The sequence below is a fragment of the Alkalibaculum bacchi genome, from assembly GCF_937875145.1.
Lineage (GTDB): Bacteria > Bacillota > Clostridia > Eubacteriales > Alkalibacteraceae > Alkalibaculum > Alkalibaculum bacchi_A.
Genome location: NZ_CALNCS010000035.1, coordinates 1 through 15607, shown reverse-complemented (window position 1 = coordinate 15607; position 15607 = coordinate 1). Strand labels below are relative to the sequence as shown.

The 15607-nt window shown below is 33.8% G+C and carries 14 protein-coding genes, 1 other RNA gene and 2 other annotated features; of the genes, 6 read left to right on the top strand and 9 right to left on the bottom strand.

What is annotated here, in order from left to right; all coding sequences use genetic code 11:
- A partial coding sequence (locus Q7P22_RS02520; RefSeq protein ID WP_303860231.1) for a zinc-binding dehydrogenase occupies positions 1 to 656 on the top strand: 656 nt, incomplete at its 5' end.
- A 147-nt stretch (positions 657 to 803) separates the two neighbouring features.
- On the opposite strand, the gene Q7P22_RS02515 is transcribed toward Q7P22_RS02520, so the two are convergent.
- Genes Q7P22_RS02515 through Q7P22_RS02505 form a run of 3 tightly spaced genes read right to left on the bottom strand, consistent with a single transcriptional unit; the run spans position 804 to position 4036 of the window.
- The gene (locus Q7P22_RS02515) at positions 804 to 1961 is read right to left on the bottom strand and encodes an ABC transporter permease (protein ID WP_303860228.1); all 1158 of its coding nucleotides are present in this window, start codon (positions 1959 to 1961) and stop codon (positions 804 to 806) included.
- A complete protein-coding gene (locus Q7P22_RS02510) occupies positions 1948 to 3093 on the bottom strand; it encodes an ABC transporter permease (protein ID WP_303860226.1) in 1146 nt (381 codons plus the stop codon). Before Q7P22_RS02510 ends, Q7P22_RS02515 begins: the two co-directional genes overlap by 14 nt.
- A gap of 10 nt (positions 3094 to 3103) precedes the next feature.
- Entirely contained in the window at positions 3104 to 4036 is a 933-nt protein-coding gene (locus Q7P22_RS02505) for an ABC transporter ATP-binding protein (protein ID WP_303860224.1), read from the bottom strand.
- Between the two features lie 561 nt (positions 4037 to 4597).
- Here Q7P22_RS02505 and Q7P22_RS02500 point away from each other — a divergent pair.
- Both Q7P22_RS02500 and Q7P22_RS02495 read left to right on the top strand, forming a co-directional pair.
- The gene (locus Q7P22_RS02500; RefSeq protein WP_303860221.1) at positions 4598 to 5326 is read left to right on the top strand and encodes a sensor histidine kinase; all 729 of its coding nucleotides are present in this window, start codon (positions 4598 to 4600) and stop codon (positions 5324 to 5326) included.
- Entirely contained in the window at positions 5307 to 5933 is a 627-nt protein-coding gene (locus Q7P22_RS02495; RefSeq protein WP_303860218.1) for a response regulator, read from the top strand. Before Q7P22_RS02500 ends, Q7P22_RS02495 begins: the two co-directional genes overlap by 20 nt.
- Positions 5934 to 6153: 220 nt before the next feature.
- Here Q7P22_RS02495 and Q7P22_RS02490 read toward each other — a convergent pair whose 3' ends face one another.
- Positions 6154 to 7134 carry an ABC transporter substrate-binding protein gene (locus Q7P22_RS02490; protein ID WP_303860216.1) on the bottom strand — a complete coding sequence of 327 codons (981 nt, stop codon included), beginning with the start codon at positions 7132 to 7134 and terminating at the stop codon, positions 6154 to 6156.
- Between the two features lie 275 nt (positions 7135 to 7409).
- Positions 7410 to 7652: a binding site (T-box leader), on the bottom strand.
- 189 nt (positions 7653 to 7841) lie between these two features.
- On the opposite strand from Q7P22_RS02490, the gene Q7P22_RS02485 reads away from it, so the two are divergent.
- From Q7P22_RS02485 to Q7P22_RS02475, 3 genes are all read left to right on the top strand, one after another.
- A complete protein-coding gene (locus Q7P22_RS02485; RefSeq protein ID WP_303860214.1) occupies positions 7842 to 8573 on the top strand; it encodes a 3'-5' exonuclease in 732 nt (243 codons plus the stop codon).
- A 95-nt stretch (positions 8574 to 8668) separates the two neighbouring features.
- Positions 8669 to 8842, top strand: a non-coding RNA gene (gene ssrS, locus Q7P22_RS02480) — 6S RNA.
- A 139-nt stretch (positions 8843 to 8981) separates the two neighbouring features.
- Positions 8982 to 9485 (top strand): hypothetical protein, encoded by a 504-nt coding sequence (locus tag Q7P22_RS02475; RefSeq protein ID WP_303860211.1) that lies wholly within the window; start codon positions 8982 to 8984, stop codon positions 9483 to 9485.
- A 94-nt stretch (positions 9486 to 9579) separates the two neighbouring features.
- Here Q7P22_RS02475 and Q7P22_RS02470 read toward each other — a convergent pair whose 3' ends face one another.
- From Q7P22_RS02470 to Q7P22_RS02450, 5 genes are all read right to left on the bottom strand, one after another.
- On the bottom strand, positions 9580 to 10527 hold the full coding sequence (locus Q7P22_RS02470) for a LysM peptidoglycan-binding domain-containing protein (protein ID WP_303860208.1): 948 nt from the start codon (positions 10525 to 10527) through the stop codon (positions 9580 to 9582).
- 264 nt (positions 10528 to 10791) lie between these two features.
- Positions 10792 to 11586 (bottom strand): ABC transporter ATP-binding protein, encoded by a 795-nt coding sequence (locus Q7P22_RS02465; protein ID WP_303860206.1) that lies wholly within the window; start codon positions 11584 to 11586, stop codon positions 10792 to 10794.
- 2 nt (positions 11587 to 11588) lie between these two features.
- On the bottom strand, positions 11589 to 12479 hold the full coding sequence (locus Q7P22_RS02460) for an ABC transporter permease (protein WP_303860204.1): 891 nt from the start codon (positions 12477 to 12479) through the stop codon (positions 11589 to 11591).
- Positions 12480 to 12520: 41 nt separating this feature from the next.
- On the bottom strand, positions 12521 to 13513 hold the full coding sequence (locus Q7P22_RS02455; protein WP_303860202.1) for an ABC transporter substrate-binding protein: 993 nt from the start codon (positions 13511 to 13513) through the stop codon (positions 12521 to 12523).
- A 274-nt stretch (positions 13514 to 13787) separates the two neighbouring features.
- Positions 13788 to 14033 (bottom strand) — a binding site (T-box leader).
- A 96-nt stretch (positions 14034 to 14129) separates the two neighbouring features.
- Complete coding sequence (locus Q7P22_RS02450) at positions 14130 to 15476, bottom strand: citrate/2-methylcitrate synthase (protein WP_113921598.1); 1347 nt, start codon at positions 15474 to 15476, stop codon at positions 14130 to 14132.
- Between the last annotated feature and the right edge of the window lie 131 nt (positions 15477 to 15607).

Sequence of the window (15607 nt, the reverse complement as noted above, 5' to 3'; positions counted from 1 at the left end):
CAGATGTTCTTCCTACTTCTTATTGGGGTGTAGATATAGGAGGGGTAAAAGATAAAGATACCGTAGTCGTATTAGGATGTGGCCCAATTGGATTAAATACCATGAAATGGTCTGCATTAAAAGGTGCTAAGAGAATTATAGGAGTTGATAATATAGATTACAGGCTAAACCACGCAAAGACCTACGACGGAGTAGAAGTCATTAATTTTAGTGAACACGATGATACTGGTGAATATATAAAAGAAATCACTCATGGAGGCGCAGATGTGGTCATCGATTGCGTAGGTATGGATGGAACCATGTCAAATTTCGAAAAGATAGAAACCCTTTTAAAACTACAAGGTGGTTCAAAGTCTGCTATTGAAATATCTTCTAGATGTGTTCGAAAAGGTGGAACTGTGGTTTTAGTGGGTGTTTATGGTGGCCGATATAATATGTTTCCCTTAGGTGATTTTTTCTCGAGAAATATCACTTTAAAAATGGGCCAATGCCCAGCACACATTTATGTAGAACCTATATTAAAATGGATTCAACAAGGAAAATTCGACCCAACAGACATCATCACTCATAAACTTCCTTTAGAAGAAGGTGAACACGCTTACAAGATTTTTGATAAGAAGAAAGATAACTGTATTAAAGTGATATTGAAACCCTAAAAACAAACCACCAGTAATCAGCCATCAGCTACCAGTACTTTCTAACGAAATAGCCAAATGCTAGGTAGCGACCTGCAGAGCCTATCTCTAAAGTAATAGTAGCTGGCGATTAGTTGCTGATTACTCATAAAAGTGCCTTAGGCGCTTTTATTCTACTGAAGTACGATTCTTTTTATTTATTACTAAAGTTATAGCAAAGAAAGCTACGCCAAAACCTAATTGCACCACCATGCTAATTAATATGTTTGAAAGTTCATCAAAAGAATAGTTACTCAGATTAAAAATAGAGTCATTTGCCATAACAAACCAATAGGTAGGCGTAAATTTTCCAATTTGTAGGGCGGTCTCTCCGAGTAATTCTTTAGGAACGAAAACTCCACTTAAAAAAGCAAAACCAAGGGAGAGAATATTAGCAACGCCATTAGCTGCTTCTCTATTTCTTATAGTTGTTCCCACTAAATACGCAATAGAAAGGATAGCAATAGATAAGGATAGTAAGTTCATAGACAACAGTCCAAAGACAAAACCATTAGCTTCCCCTCTAAAAAATAATCCAACAAAAATTAGCAACAAGTCTATTAATAAAACAATAAAGAAAAGGCCTAGAACCTGTTGAAATTGGCTCTTACCAATAGGTATTGGAGAGACCCTATTTCTTCTTTTGATATGAATATTTCCTAAAGATAACATCATAGAGCTAATAGCTATAATTAGTACTGCTGTAAGAGCATACGAACTGTAATTGAAATAAAACTTTAACGCTCCATTATCTTCTGTCTTTTTTACACTTAAATTGGTTTTAGTACTTACATCTAAATCTTCTTTCACATAGTTTACGATTTCTTCTGGAGATAGATCTGTATTTTTTATATAATTCTCTGCTGTATTAAAATAGTTTTCTATAGTCATATCTATATACGTTGCAGAAGTAGAGTCCGGCACTGCTAATTTCTTTAGTTTCATTGGATTATCATTTTCAAATCCTTCTACAAAACCATCTGGTATAATAACAATGTATTCTACCACTCTAAAAAACAGTGCATCTCTCATTCCCTCTTCTGTTTCCTCTATCTCTACAAATTCAACGTAATCTTTTAAATAGTCCTTAAATCCATTTATAAGTGGGTTTTCTATATCTTCATTAATATAAGCAATCTTTACTTTAGATTGTTCGAATGTTGTTGAACTTGTATCCCTCGTAATCGTTGTAATGAGGACAACAATAAATAAGAAGATCCCAAGATAAACCATAATACCAGGTAGGTTTTTCTTTATAATTTTTAAATACAGTTTAAATACTTGCATACTTTTTCCTCCTAGTTGACATATAGGTTATAATACTAAATGCTAAAGAATAGCTTATCATGAGTCCTATATTTAAGAAAAACCGCTCCTTTGTCTCATAATAATACAAACTGTAAAAGGCATCCGTAATAATATGGGCAGGATTAATATACTGCAATAGGGGAACCCGAGTAGCCACAATGTACTTTACCTGTACCGACATTAAACCAGATAAAAAGCAAGAAAACATCGTTACTGCCGACATAATATTGTACTTAAAATTAAGGTCTTTATTCGATAAGGCACTAACCATTGCCCCAAGTGAGACCCCCAATAAAGAGGACACAAAACTGCTGAGTACCACAAAATTTAAATCATCGCCAAAATTAATTTTTAGTACATTCATCAGGTAAGCCATAAGAAGCAGTATTCCTGTAAAATGAACAGTAAGAGCTGCTGATATATTGCAAAAAAGTAGCTTCATTTTTTTCATTGGAGCTATATTTATTCTAGCTCCGACTAAGGATAAATTTGCTTGTATATCTGTAATTGCTGTCAAGCCCCAAAAGCAACCAAATAGACAAGCCATTGCAATAAGGGAATAGAAAAAATTAAGGGTGGTATCTGGCGAGCTCCCACCTTGCAAATAGTCTTCTAAATACGCGTTATTCTCTTGTATATCCTCAAGGATATTTTCTATATTTTGTGGGTTTAACTCTATCAAGGATTGTACTGTATTAACGCTCCGGCTATACCCATCTAAAAAAGATTTTACTATAGTCTGTTCTATACCACTCTCTTTTACTGTCAGCTCCATGTCTTCCTTAGGGTAAATATAGCCTATTATCTTATCTTCTTTTAATGCTTCTTCAGCTTTCTCTTTTTCAAGTACAGAAACTTCAAATAATTTTGGTGCCTTTTGATTTTCAGATGTTTTTATGCTAGACATCGTCTCAATAAATATTTCAGTATTCTCATATTCATTATTTTCAATAACTCCAATTGGGATAGAATGAAATACTTCCGAACTATTTAAATTACTAAAGGCTAAATGAAATAATGTAGCAAGTACAATTGGAAACAAAAATGTCCAAAATACATTGCTTTTATTGCGAATGAGACATTTTACTCTCGTCATATACAATTTTAGCATTTAAATCCCCCTAATCTCTTAATGTTTTTCCTGTAATCTCTAAAAATACATCATTTAAAGTTGGTTGTTCTGTAAAGACCTGTTGAAAAGGAATCTCATGATCCATTAAATAAGATAAAATTTGAAAGAGATTATTTTTCCCTTTTGTCAATTTAACAGAAAGAAAATTCCCCTTATACTCTACAGACAAAACTCGTGGCAATTCTTTGATGTCTTTTAATTGATTTTGCTCTAGAGAAAATACTTCAATTGTAATTTTTTCGCCAATAGAAATCATGGCCTTTAGTTCTTCCTTTGTTCCTAAGGCTATGACCTTGCCCTTATCAATAATAGCAATTCGGTCACAGATTTGTTCGGCTTCTTCCATATAATGAGTCGTATAAATGACCGTTGCACCATCTTCGTTTAATTTTTTAATACCTTCAAGTATTTTATTTCTGCTTTGAGGGTCTACTGCAACAGTAGGTTCATCAAGAATAATAAGTTTCGGCTTATGTGCAATACCACAGGCAATATTTAATCTTCTTAGGAGACCACCACTTAATTTACTAGGAAAAAACTTTACATAATCTTCTAATGAGACAAAGGAGATGGCTTGTTCTGTTAACCTTTTTACTTCATTTTTATCCTTTACATATAAACTGCAAAAATATTTGATATTTTCATATACGGTCAATTCTTCAAAAACTGCTACTTGTTGAAAAATCACGCCAATATCTCTCTTAATATCGTAAGATTCTGGTGACATTTCCTCATTAAAAACCTCAATGCTGCCTTTATCATACTCTAACAAAGCTAATATACAATTTATAGTAGTCGATTTTCCAGAACCATTAGGGCCTAATAATCCAAAAATCTCCCCCTCTTGGATTTGCAAGTTCAAATGGTCGACAGCTAAGACATCGTCATATCTCTTTACTAAATTGTTTATATTTACAATCATTTATCTCTCCCCTTTACTTATCCTTATAAGAATACTATATAAGAAACTTCGATTTTATTAAAGTGCATACAATCATAAAAAAAAATGACAAATGTCATATTTTATAAACTTGTAAGCTTGTAGTTTTTATATAAAAATAGTATAGTAAAAGAAAAATACTTTGTGGAAAACAAAGGAGAATATATGCTAGAAATCCTTGATAAAACTATACTTTTTTTATTATGCTCTACTCTTTATTTACATCATTATAATACTATCTATGTACTTCTCCCAATGATTCTCATGATCATTGGGAGCTGTTTTTGCACATATTTTGAAAACCGCAAACTACTTCGCTTTGGGACTTTTTTTTACGCAATTCTCAGCACAATTCATCCTCATTTTCTCTTTTATATGCCCTTGCAACTTTATGATATCTTTCTTACTCAAGAGCAAAAATATAGTTTAATATACTTAATTCCATTGTTTTTTTACTCTGGAGATTTACCATCGGGTTTTTATGCTTGGATTTTTATATTTTGTCTCTTATCCTTTACATCAAAAGGAAAAAAAGATAGAATATTGGAACTTTCTCATGAATATTACACATATCAAGATACTGCAAAAGAATTAGAGATTTCTCTAGAAGAAAAAAACAGAAGATTAATACAAAATCAAGATGACAAAATACATTTGGCAACTTTACAAGAACGGAATCGAATCGCTAAAGAAATCCACGACAATACGGGCCATCTCTTATCCCGCTCTTTACTGCAAATCGGTGCCTTAATGATTATAACGAAAGACAAAGTCTTACTAGAAAATTTAAAAGTACTGAAAGATTCCTTGTCTGTAGGTATGGATAATATTCGCAGTAGCATTCACAATCTGCACGATGAATCTGTAGATTTATATGCTAGTATTAATACTTTGGTAAAGGAATTCACCTTTTGCCCGATTACATTTGACTACCACCTAAAAAATACACCTACTACACAATTAAAGTACTTTTTCTTATGGACTATTAAAGAATCCTTATCAAATGTTACAAAACATTCTAATGCTACAAAAGTTTCAATCGTGCTAATGGAACACCCTATTATGTATCAATTGATTATTACAAACAACGGAAACTCTATTTTAGATGAAAACATGTATTTAAGTGATGGAATAGGCCTTCGTACTATGAGAGAGCGCACTCATGCATTTAAAGGAATTTTTCAAGTTTCTACAGAAAAAGGATTTCGCATATTTATCACGATACCGATTAAAAATGAGGAGGTAGTAAATAATGAAAGTACTTGTGATTGATGATGATCAAATTGTCTGTTCCTCTTTAAAAACGATAATCAATCAAGACCCTTTCATAGATGTAATTGCAACAGGAAATGATGGGAACGAAGCCATAGACCTCTATTTTACATATCAACCAGATGTTTTGCTCATGGACATACGCATGGATCAGATGAATGGCATTGATGCAGGAGCGCATATTCTAGGTAAAGAACCAAAAGCTAAAATCCTATTTCTAACAACCTTTTTAGACGATAAATACATCATCAAAGCATTAAATATGGGTGCTAAAGGCTATTTAGTCAAACAAGATTTTGAAAGCATTATCCCCTCTATTAAAGCTGTGTATGCAGGGCAAAATGTATTTGGCAATGAGATCATTACAAAATTACCACATTTAATCCACTATGAAGAAAAAGACATTTATTGCAATTTAGAAATAACAGATAAGGAATTATATATCATTACTTACATTTCAGAAGGATTATCCAACAAGGAGATAGCTGATACTCTATACCTTAGCGAAGGAACAATACGCAATTACATCAGCATTATATTAGAAAAATTACAACTTAGAAATCGTACACAAATTGCGGTAGATTATTATAAGAGAAAACACAGATAAAAAGGCGCTCACTACCAGCAATCAGCGACCAGTCACCAGCCATCAGTTCTAGGGCTGACCTCTGCACGTCAAAAGTTATTGCTGCATATCGTTTTTAAAAGTAGCAAAAAGTAAAATAGTACTAATCTAAAAAAGCAAATGCTAGTTAGAGTAATAAAGCTAACTAGCATTTGCTCGTTTCATAAGAAAATGCTGAACACTGATAGCTGCTGTCTGGTAGCTACTTTACGTATTCTTGTAAATCTTCAGGTATTACAATGCCGATTTCTTCTGCAGTTGTTCTATTGATTACATAGTCGAATTTGCTTGCCGGTTCGATAGACATAGTAGCTGGTTCTGCTTCTCCCTTTAGAATTTTTATGCCCATTAGACCTGTTTGATATCCTAAATCGTAGTAATTAATACCTAGTGAAGCCAATCCACCTGCCATAGCCATACCCGTTTCTCCAGTAATTACAGGAGTTTTAGATTGGCCTGTTATGCCGTTTACTACAGGCATTGCAGATGCAAACACATTATCTGTAGGGATAAAAATCGCATCACATTTGTCTACTATGGCTTGAGTAGCTTGTTGCACTTCATTCGAATTGCTAACGGTAACTTCTTCGTATTTAAGTCCAGCTGCCTCTATTGCTTCTTTGGCCATACTAGCTTGTAAAATAGAATTGTCTTCACTTGATGTATATAACACACCGACAGTCTTAGCATCTGGCGCTAACTTCATCAAAAGGTCAATTTGTTCTTCAATAGGACTCATGTCCGTTGTCCCAGAGACATTTCCTTCTGGAGTATCATTTGATTTAACAAGTCGTGCAGCTTCGTAATCTGTAACTGCAGTAGCCAGTATTGGAATTTCAGTTGTCTTGCCAGCAATCGCTTGTGCTGCTGGAGTAGCAATAGCTAATACTAAATCCACACTGTTATTTACAAATCGATCGCTAATACTAGATAGATTACTTTGATCCCCTTGCGCATTTTGTAAGTCAATAGCTAAATTTTCTCCATCTTTATATCCATTATCTTCTAAAGCATCTACAAAACCTTTGCGCGCTTCATCTAGAGCTACATGATCCATGTACTGAACCACTCCAACTGTTACTTGATCCGATTGAGCATTACTAGCTTCATTTGAACAGGCCGCACTAAATATAGTAACCATCGCCAATAATCCAAGAGCTAATTTTTTTGTAATTTTTTTCATAATAAATTCCTCCATTCTTTTTACTTAAATAATATTTTTATGATGGTATGAGCTTAAAGGTTAACATGATTTTTTAAGGTGGCTCTTATACAATCACTGCGAATAATTTGTTATGCACCTAGGAATCAACAGCATCGACTCTCAGGTCGTGCCGTTCGCCAAATGAAAACAAGTTTTGCTTGGCTTCTGTCTCTTTACAAAAATGGTAAGAGCAACCTTTCGCTTGACTCACTAGTTCACGCAAAAAAGAAGAAACGCCCCTGTTATAGTATTATAACAGGGGCGAATATGTATTCGCGATACCACCTTGTCTTCGATGTTTACACATCATCTCAGCAAGCGACCATCATCGCTTCTCCAAGGTATCGGTTGGATTCCGTCACAGCCTACAAGACTTACGTCCTTCAGTGTGCAGCTCTCAAGATGAATTCGCAACTCTCTTACCTGCTTTCTCGCACCAACCGAAAGCTCTCTTAAAGGTCTTTGTCTCGCTACTACTTCTTGGTCATCACTTTTTGTATTTATATCATTATATGTACTTCATTCAAAAATGTCAATTCTTTTTATTTTTTCTTTTTTAATTTTACAGTTCTATAATTATGCTAGTACTTTTTAAATATTTTTAATAATCTTAACTGCTTAAGTATATTTTTAAATCTCAATATGGTACTATTATTTAAAGCAAATTTACTTATTGGAGTATAATTATGAATACAATTGTAATAGATTTAGAATTTAATCAAGCTTCTGACAAAGCTACAATGAATCTAGAATGTCCCTTTGAAATCATTCAAATTGGTGCAATTTCACTTGATAAGAATTTAGATTGTATAGGAGTCTTTGATCGACTTATAAAACCACAAATTTACAAAGAAATAAATCCTTATGTCGGTTCCTTGACTGGCTTTAAAATTGAGGATTTTACCAAAGAAGAAACTTATAGTAGTGTCTTTTATGATTTTTTAACTTTTTTAGGTGACGAAGACATTGTCTTTTGTACTTGGGGTACCGCTGATATGAAAGAACTATTCCGTAATACATCTTTTTATTGTTTGCCCTTATCCAAATTACCGAATAAGTACATCAATCTTCAACCTTATATATCTCGGTATCTACACTTTCCGAGCAAAGTCTCTATTAGCTTAAAAGATGCCCTAAAATTTTTGAAGATTGAGAATGAGTCTAATTTTCATAATGCTTATTATGATGCCTACTATACCTCAAAGATTTTTCAAAAGATATATAATCAGGACATGGAACCTCAAATATATGCTCCAAGTCCGCCCCTAAGAATCTCGCAACCAAAAAAACTTCACTTAAACCATGCTAAACTCTTCGCTCAATTTGAAAAAATGATGGAACGAGAACTCACTAATGAAGAAAAAAAAATAATAAGATTGGCTTTCTTTATGGGGAAAACAGGTCAGTTTTTGGAATAATTTGTTAATAATCAATCTAATAAAATCACGTAAATTTATTTTTTCCTAAATTTTCTATTGAATTCTGCTATCTCATCTTGTATAATTACATTATAAATCACCTGAGGTGTACGAATCCCTGCTATTTTGAACCTATATTATAATTCAGGGAAATCAATATTTTAATTAGCTGGCAAGCCGCAATAGGCGGACGTCAAAAAATTAGATGCGATTACCCACCTAGCAGAGCTAGGCGTCAAAATTGTAGGATACGGCATTTTGGGAAAGTTTTATAAAACAATTTCAATCTCTAGACTAAGGTCTAGAGATTTTTTTGCAAATAGCGCTTCGACACTTTTTTGTTTATCTATATCTTACAATGTGTAATAATAAGGTATGAAATAAATATTTAAAATAATGAGGTACATTATGAAAGAAAAATTATTAGCCCTTAGCAGGACAGATTTTATGAGTAAAGAGCCTATCTATTTTAATAATATACAATGTGGCTTCGATGATTACCATTATATGACCCTTCACGGAAGTGAATTTTGTTATAACCATTTTTTAAAAAAAGCTCTACATTTAAATGGCAGTGATCATGTATATGTAGATTTTTATTATGGCAGATTAAAACAAGAAGAAAAAGAAAACCTTCAAAGCTTCTTAACACAGGAGGACTTACAGGTTTTAGATTTTATAGATTATGATAATGGCATTTACTTTTATTTAACAGAAGAAATTCTGCCATTTTTAATAAAAATCACAGCACAAGAAATGCTATTTAACACTTTCTATTTTACTAAAATCCCCTGTACATTATGGGGCAATTACCAACTAAAATTCCCAATCTTTTTTAAAGATACGGAAGCAAAACGCTTTTATGAAGAACTCGCACTATCCTGCGGACTAAGAATTTTGAGCAGTAGCTAAGCGATCGTTGAGCAGTAGTAGAATGGTTGTTCGACTTAAGAAATACCTAATAAAAATTAGTGACTCGATTTTAGAAAGGAGTCACTACACGTGATTATTTTACAATTCTAATTACTTGCCCTGGATAAATCAAATTTAGGTTTGCTATATTATTATCTCTACCTAATTTATTTACTGTTGTATTGTATTGATAAGCTATTCCATAAAGAGTATCCCCTCTTTTTATGGTGTATATGATTGTATTATCTGAAACAGGAATTCTCAGTTGATTACCGACGTAAATGAGATCCGGATTGCTAATATTATTGTAGTGTACAAGAGCGTCTACAGCGATATTGTATAGTCGTGCTATATCCCATAATGTATCACCTTTTTTTATAGTGTAGATGATTTCATTTTTTATAGGATCCTGCCATGGATTATTTGGTTCTTCTGGCAAATTATCTGATTTTCCTATAAAATACTCTAAAGTTCTTCCATTCATAAGGCGATTAAAGTCTAATTTATCATTGTATCCATCTATGCGACCTACACTAGTATATTGATGAAGATCACATGAATATTTAGGAATACTATTAACCCTACCATTGTTTACTCCATAATGGGGAATCCACACAAAATCTGCCTTATCCATATCGAGATTGAAGGACTTATACAAATGATGTCCTACATAGATACCGATTTTTTTATCTGTTAAGGTTCTCAGCTTATTGATATAAGCGTTGATTCCAGCACGCATATTATTCATGCTCTTTTCTTCTACATCCAACACATAAAACTTAGGGTTTAAATTTTTAGAGCGATTATAAAAATCCGTTGCTTCTACTTCCATGTCCTTTAAATTAATCCCTCTAACCCAAGCGTATACTCCAAAAGGTACGTTATTTGCTTTCATCTCTCGAATATGGATTTTATAGTGCCGATCTATTAAACTAGATCCAAACTGTACTCGGACAATAGCCATATCTAATTGCCTACACAAAACCCTGTAATTTATCCTACTTGGATTTTGATGATGCGAAATATCTATAATATATCCCATTATCTACTCCTCCTTTTAAATAATAAACGACTAAGCATCTTAACCTTTTAAAGTATTTCTCCTTACAATTTATGTGTTTTTGTGTGAGGGGTTCCTTAAAAGCGCCTTTGGCGCTTTTGTTCTATGTTGTACGCTCTATATAAAGATATTATATCGTCCAACCTTCTAAAAAATTTCCGCATTCAGCTTTCAGTTAAAACGAAAAATCGACACAGTAAAACACCGTGTCGATCTTCAAAATTAAGTTTTTTAGTTATAAAGTAGCTATGACAGTAACGATCTATCATCAGAGAATTCTTTTCCACTTACTTTACCAAAGCGTTTTAGTAAGCCTTCTACTGTAAGCTTTTGTTTTTCTTCCCCTTTGATATCCAAAATAATACGACCTTCGTGCATCATGATTAAGCGATTTCCGTATTCGATGGCGTTTCTCATATTATGTGTTACCATTAAAGCAGTTAAATTATTTTCCTTAATTAATTTGTCGCTTATTTTTAATACTTTCTCAGCTGTTTTAGGGTCAAGTGCTGCTGTATGTTCATCTAATAAAAGAAGTTGTGGTCTTTTAATGGTGGCCATGAGCAAGGTTAATGCTTGACGTTGTCCTCCAGAAAGGAGACCTACCTTGTCATTGAGACGATTTTCTAAACCTAATTCTAAATGGCTCAAGTACTCTTTATAGGCTTCCCTTTCTTTATTGCTGATCCCCCATTTTAACCCTCTAAATTTACCTCGTCTATTTGCTAAGGCTAAATTTTCTTCAATTCCCATATTGGCTGCTGTACCCTTCATTGGATCTTGAAATACTCGACCAATTACGCTAGCTCTCCTGTGCTCAGACAATTTTGTCACATCTTTATCACCTATTAAGATAGAGCCCTGATCGATTGTATATACTCCTGCAACGCAATTGAGCAAAGTAGATTTTCCTGCCCCATTACCACCTATTACAGTTACAAAATCGCCCTCTTCTAATGTTACACTTAGATTGGCTAACGCTATTTTTTCATTTATGGTTCCAGGGTTAAAAGTCTTGTGTATTTTATCAACTGTCAACATCTTTACTGATTCCCCCTTCCGTTTTTCCATTGAGCTATTGAAGATTTAATAGTCGGCAGTGAAAGAGCTATAGCAACTGTAACGGCAGTAAATAGCCTCAAATCATTTGCTGGCATACCCATTCTAATAACTAAGGCGATAATAATACGGTATGTAATCGCACCTAGTATTAGAGAAATCAATCGTCCAAAGAAATTCCTGCTATTAAATATAACTTCTCCTATAATAACCGATGCTAAACCTATAACAATAGAGCCAATACCCATTTGCACATCAGCAAAACTTTGGCTTTGTGCGATTAACGCACCGGAAAGTGCCACTAATCCATTGCTTATGACTAAGCCAAGAGTAATCATATTGTCTGTATTAATTCCTTGTGCACGTGCCATTTGAACATTATTACCAGTAGCGCGAATAGCGCATCCAATCTCTGTTCCAAAAAACCAATATAGAATGAAAATAATTAGAATAGCACATATAAAACCAAATAACATAACAGAATTTGATTGACTGAGTCCTAATTTTTCAAAAGTAGTGTAAACTGTATCAATCCGAAGGAGAGATATATTAGCTTTTCCCATAATCCTAAGATTAATAGAGTATAGTGAAATCATAGTCAAAATCCCTGATAACAATGCAGGTATTTTAAGTCTTGTATGAAGTAAACCTGTAATAAGTCCTGCTAACATACCACCTATCATTGCTAAAAGAGTAGCTACAAAGGGGTTCATTCCATTGTAGATTTGGAAGGCAGCAATAGCTGCCCCCATTGCAATACTACCTTCTACGCTTAAGTCCGAAATATCTAGTATTCTGTAGGTGATGTATACACCTATTGTCATAACTGCCCATAAAAGGCCTAATGAAATAGCTCCTAATATAATTTGTAACATTACTTTTCCTCGCTTCTATTATGTAGTATCAAATTGATGTTCTACTTTTTAATAATATATTTTTGCAACTCTTCAGGAATTTTTATACTTATTTCTTCTGCAATTTCACCATTTATCGCAAAATTAAACTGTGTTGATTTTTCAACAGGCATATTAGCAGGCTCTGCTTCCCCTTTTAGGACTTTAACGGCCATTTGTCCTGTTTGGTATCCTAAATCATAGTAACTGATTCCTAATGTCGCTAATCCTCCATTTTGAAGCATAGCTTCTTCACCACAAATAACAGGAGTCTTTGACTTCGTAGTGATTCCACTAACTACAGGCATTGCAGAAGAGAAAACATTATCTGTAGGAATATAGATCGCATCGCATTTATCTACTATAGCCTGAGTAGCTTGTTGTACATCATTAGAATTGGTTACTGTTACTTCCTCATATTTAAGACCTGCTGCTTCAATAGCTTCTTTTGCCATATTAGCTTGTAAAATAGAATTGTCTTCACTAGAAGTATATAAAACACCTACGGTTTTTGCCTCAGGTACAAGATCGATCAAAAGATCAATTTGTTCTTTTATAGGATTCATATCTGAGGTTCCTGTTACATTTCCTCCTGGTGTATTATTTGAATCGACTAATCTAGCTGATTCAAAATCCGTTACTGCAGTAGCGAGTATTGGAATCTCTGTAGTCTTACCTGCGATGGCTTGAGCTGCTGGCGTAGCAATAGCTAATACCAAATCTACCTTATTGCTTACAAAGCGGTCACTAATACTTCCTAAATTACTTTGATCCCCTTGGGCATTTTGCAGATCAATGGTCATATTTTCTCCATCCTTATAGCCATTATCCTTTAATGCATCAATAAATCCATCCTTTGAAGCATCTAAAGCAATATGATCCATGTACTGAACAATCCCCACTGTTACATTTTCTTTTGAATCCGATTTTTCTTGCTCTCCATTAGAGCAAGCAACACTAAATAGCATAGATGCCGTGATTAACAGAATTGAAATTCTTTTCGTTATCTTTTTCATAATAATTCCTCCTTTTATTTTTAATTTTTATGTATATGTAAAGCTATTCCTAGAGTCTGAACATACTAGTTCATCTATACCTCGAAATCGACTATGCCGATTTCGAGGTCGCGCTACTCGCTAAATAAAAGCTAAAGCTTTCATTTACGGATTCGGTTAACTGCACATCCAAATTGGCAAGCCATTTGTCTGTGCAGTTAACCGAATCCTGCGAAAGCTCCACTTTCGCTTAGCTCGTTAGTTCACGAAAAAAAGGCCCCCGTTATAGTAATATAACAGGGGCGAATAGTATTCGCGGTACCACCTTGTCTTCGATGTTTGCACATCAATCTCAATTAAGCGACCATCATCGCTTCTCCATGGTATCGGTTGGATTCCGTCACAGCCTACTGAGTAAATGCCTTTCGGTGCGCAGCTCTCAAGATGTATTCACGATGAATATCTTTACTTTCTCACACCTACCGAAAGCTCTCTCTAAAGATATATAGTATCGTTACTAGTTCTTGGTCATCACTTTTTTGTATTGATATAATTATAATTACCTTATTAGGGTTTGTCAAGAGAATATATCTTACTTTCGACATCTTTTTTAGATTAAAAAGTGTTATATTTGTATCTATCTCTCACACATAGGAATATAGTTTTTTTCTTCTGATACGCTTTTATAAGCGGGTCGAATTATTTTATCTACATTAATTAACTCTTCAATGCGATGAGCACTCCAGCCTACAACTCTAGCTATTGCAAATATAGGAGTAAATAATTCTAATGGAATGCCTAACATACTATATACAAAACCGCTATAAAAGTCCACATTAGCACTTACACCTTTGTACATATTTCTTTTTTTCTCTATTATTTTTGGAGCTAATCTCTCAATCATAGAATATAAAGCAAATTCCTCGTGATTTCCTTTTTCTTCAGACAACTGTTCTACAAAGGTTTTAAATATTGTAGCTCTTGGATCAGATAAAGAGTAAATTGCATGACCGATACCATAAATAAGCCCTTTTCTGTCAAATGCTTCTTTATCTACTAATCTTTCTAGATAAGCTCCTACTTCCTCTTCGTCCTCGTAACGAGTAACGTGTTGTTTTAGGTCTTCCATCATTTCAACTACTTTTATATTTGCCCCGCCATGTTTTGGCCCTTTTAAAGAACAAAGAGCTGCTGCAATAGAGGAATAAGTATCTGTTCCAGAAGAAGACACTACATGAGTAGTGAATGTAGAATTATTTCCTCCACCGTGTTCCATATGAAGGACTAAGGCTAAATCTAGGACTTTTGCTTCAAGCTCGGTATACTTCATATCAGGTCTAAGCATACGCAGTATATTTTCTGCTGTAGATAAGTTAGGATCTGGCCTATGAATGTACATGCTCTTATCTCGGTCGTAGTGATTATAGGCATGATAACTATACACAGCTAACATTGGAAAGACACTTGTCAACATCATACATTGCCCTAAGACAGTTTGAATAGATACATCTGAAGCATGTTCGTCGTAAGATGAAAGTGTCAGAACACCTTTTGCCAATGAATTCATAATATCTTTACTTGGAGCCTTCATAATTACGTCTCTTACAAAATTTGTTGGCAATGATCTACTACTTGCTAATAGTTCCTTAAAATCAGTAATTTGCTTATTATTAGGTAAATTACCAAATAACAATAAATAAGCTGTCTCCTCGAAGCCAAACTGATTATCTTTTAAATAACCATTTACTAAATCGATAATATTATATCCCCTATAGAGTAGCTTTCCTTCACAGGGAATTTTTTGATCATTCTCGTATTTATACGCTTCTATACTTGAAATATTGGTAAGTCCTGCTAATACACCGACACCATTTTTATCTCTTAATCCTTTTTGTACATCATACCTTTTATATAGAGAAGAATCTATTTGACTATTTTCTCTGCATAATTTTGATAGATCATCGATTTTGTTTTTCCAATCCATTCGTTCAATCAATCTGATCAGCTTCCTTTCTAATATTCTTCCGTATCTTGCGAAGTACGGAAAGAAAAACCTTTAATTCGTCTTGGCTTATATCCTTTTGTAATGACTTATAAAATTTTTCTTCGATTTTA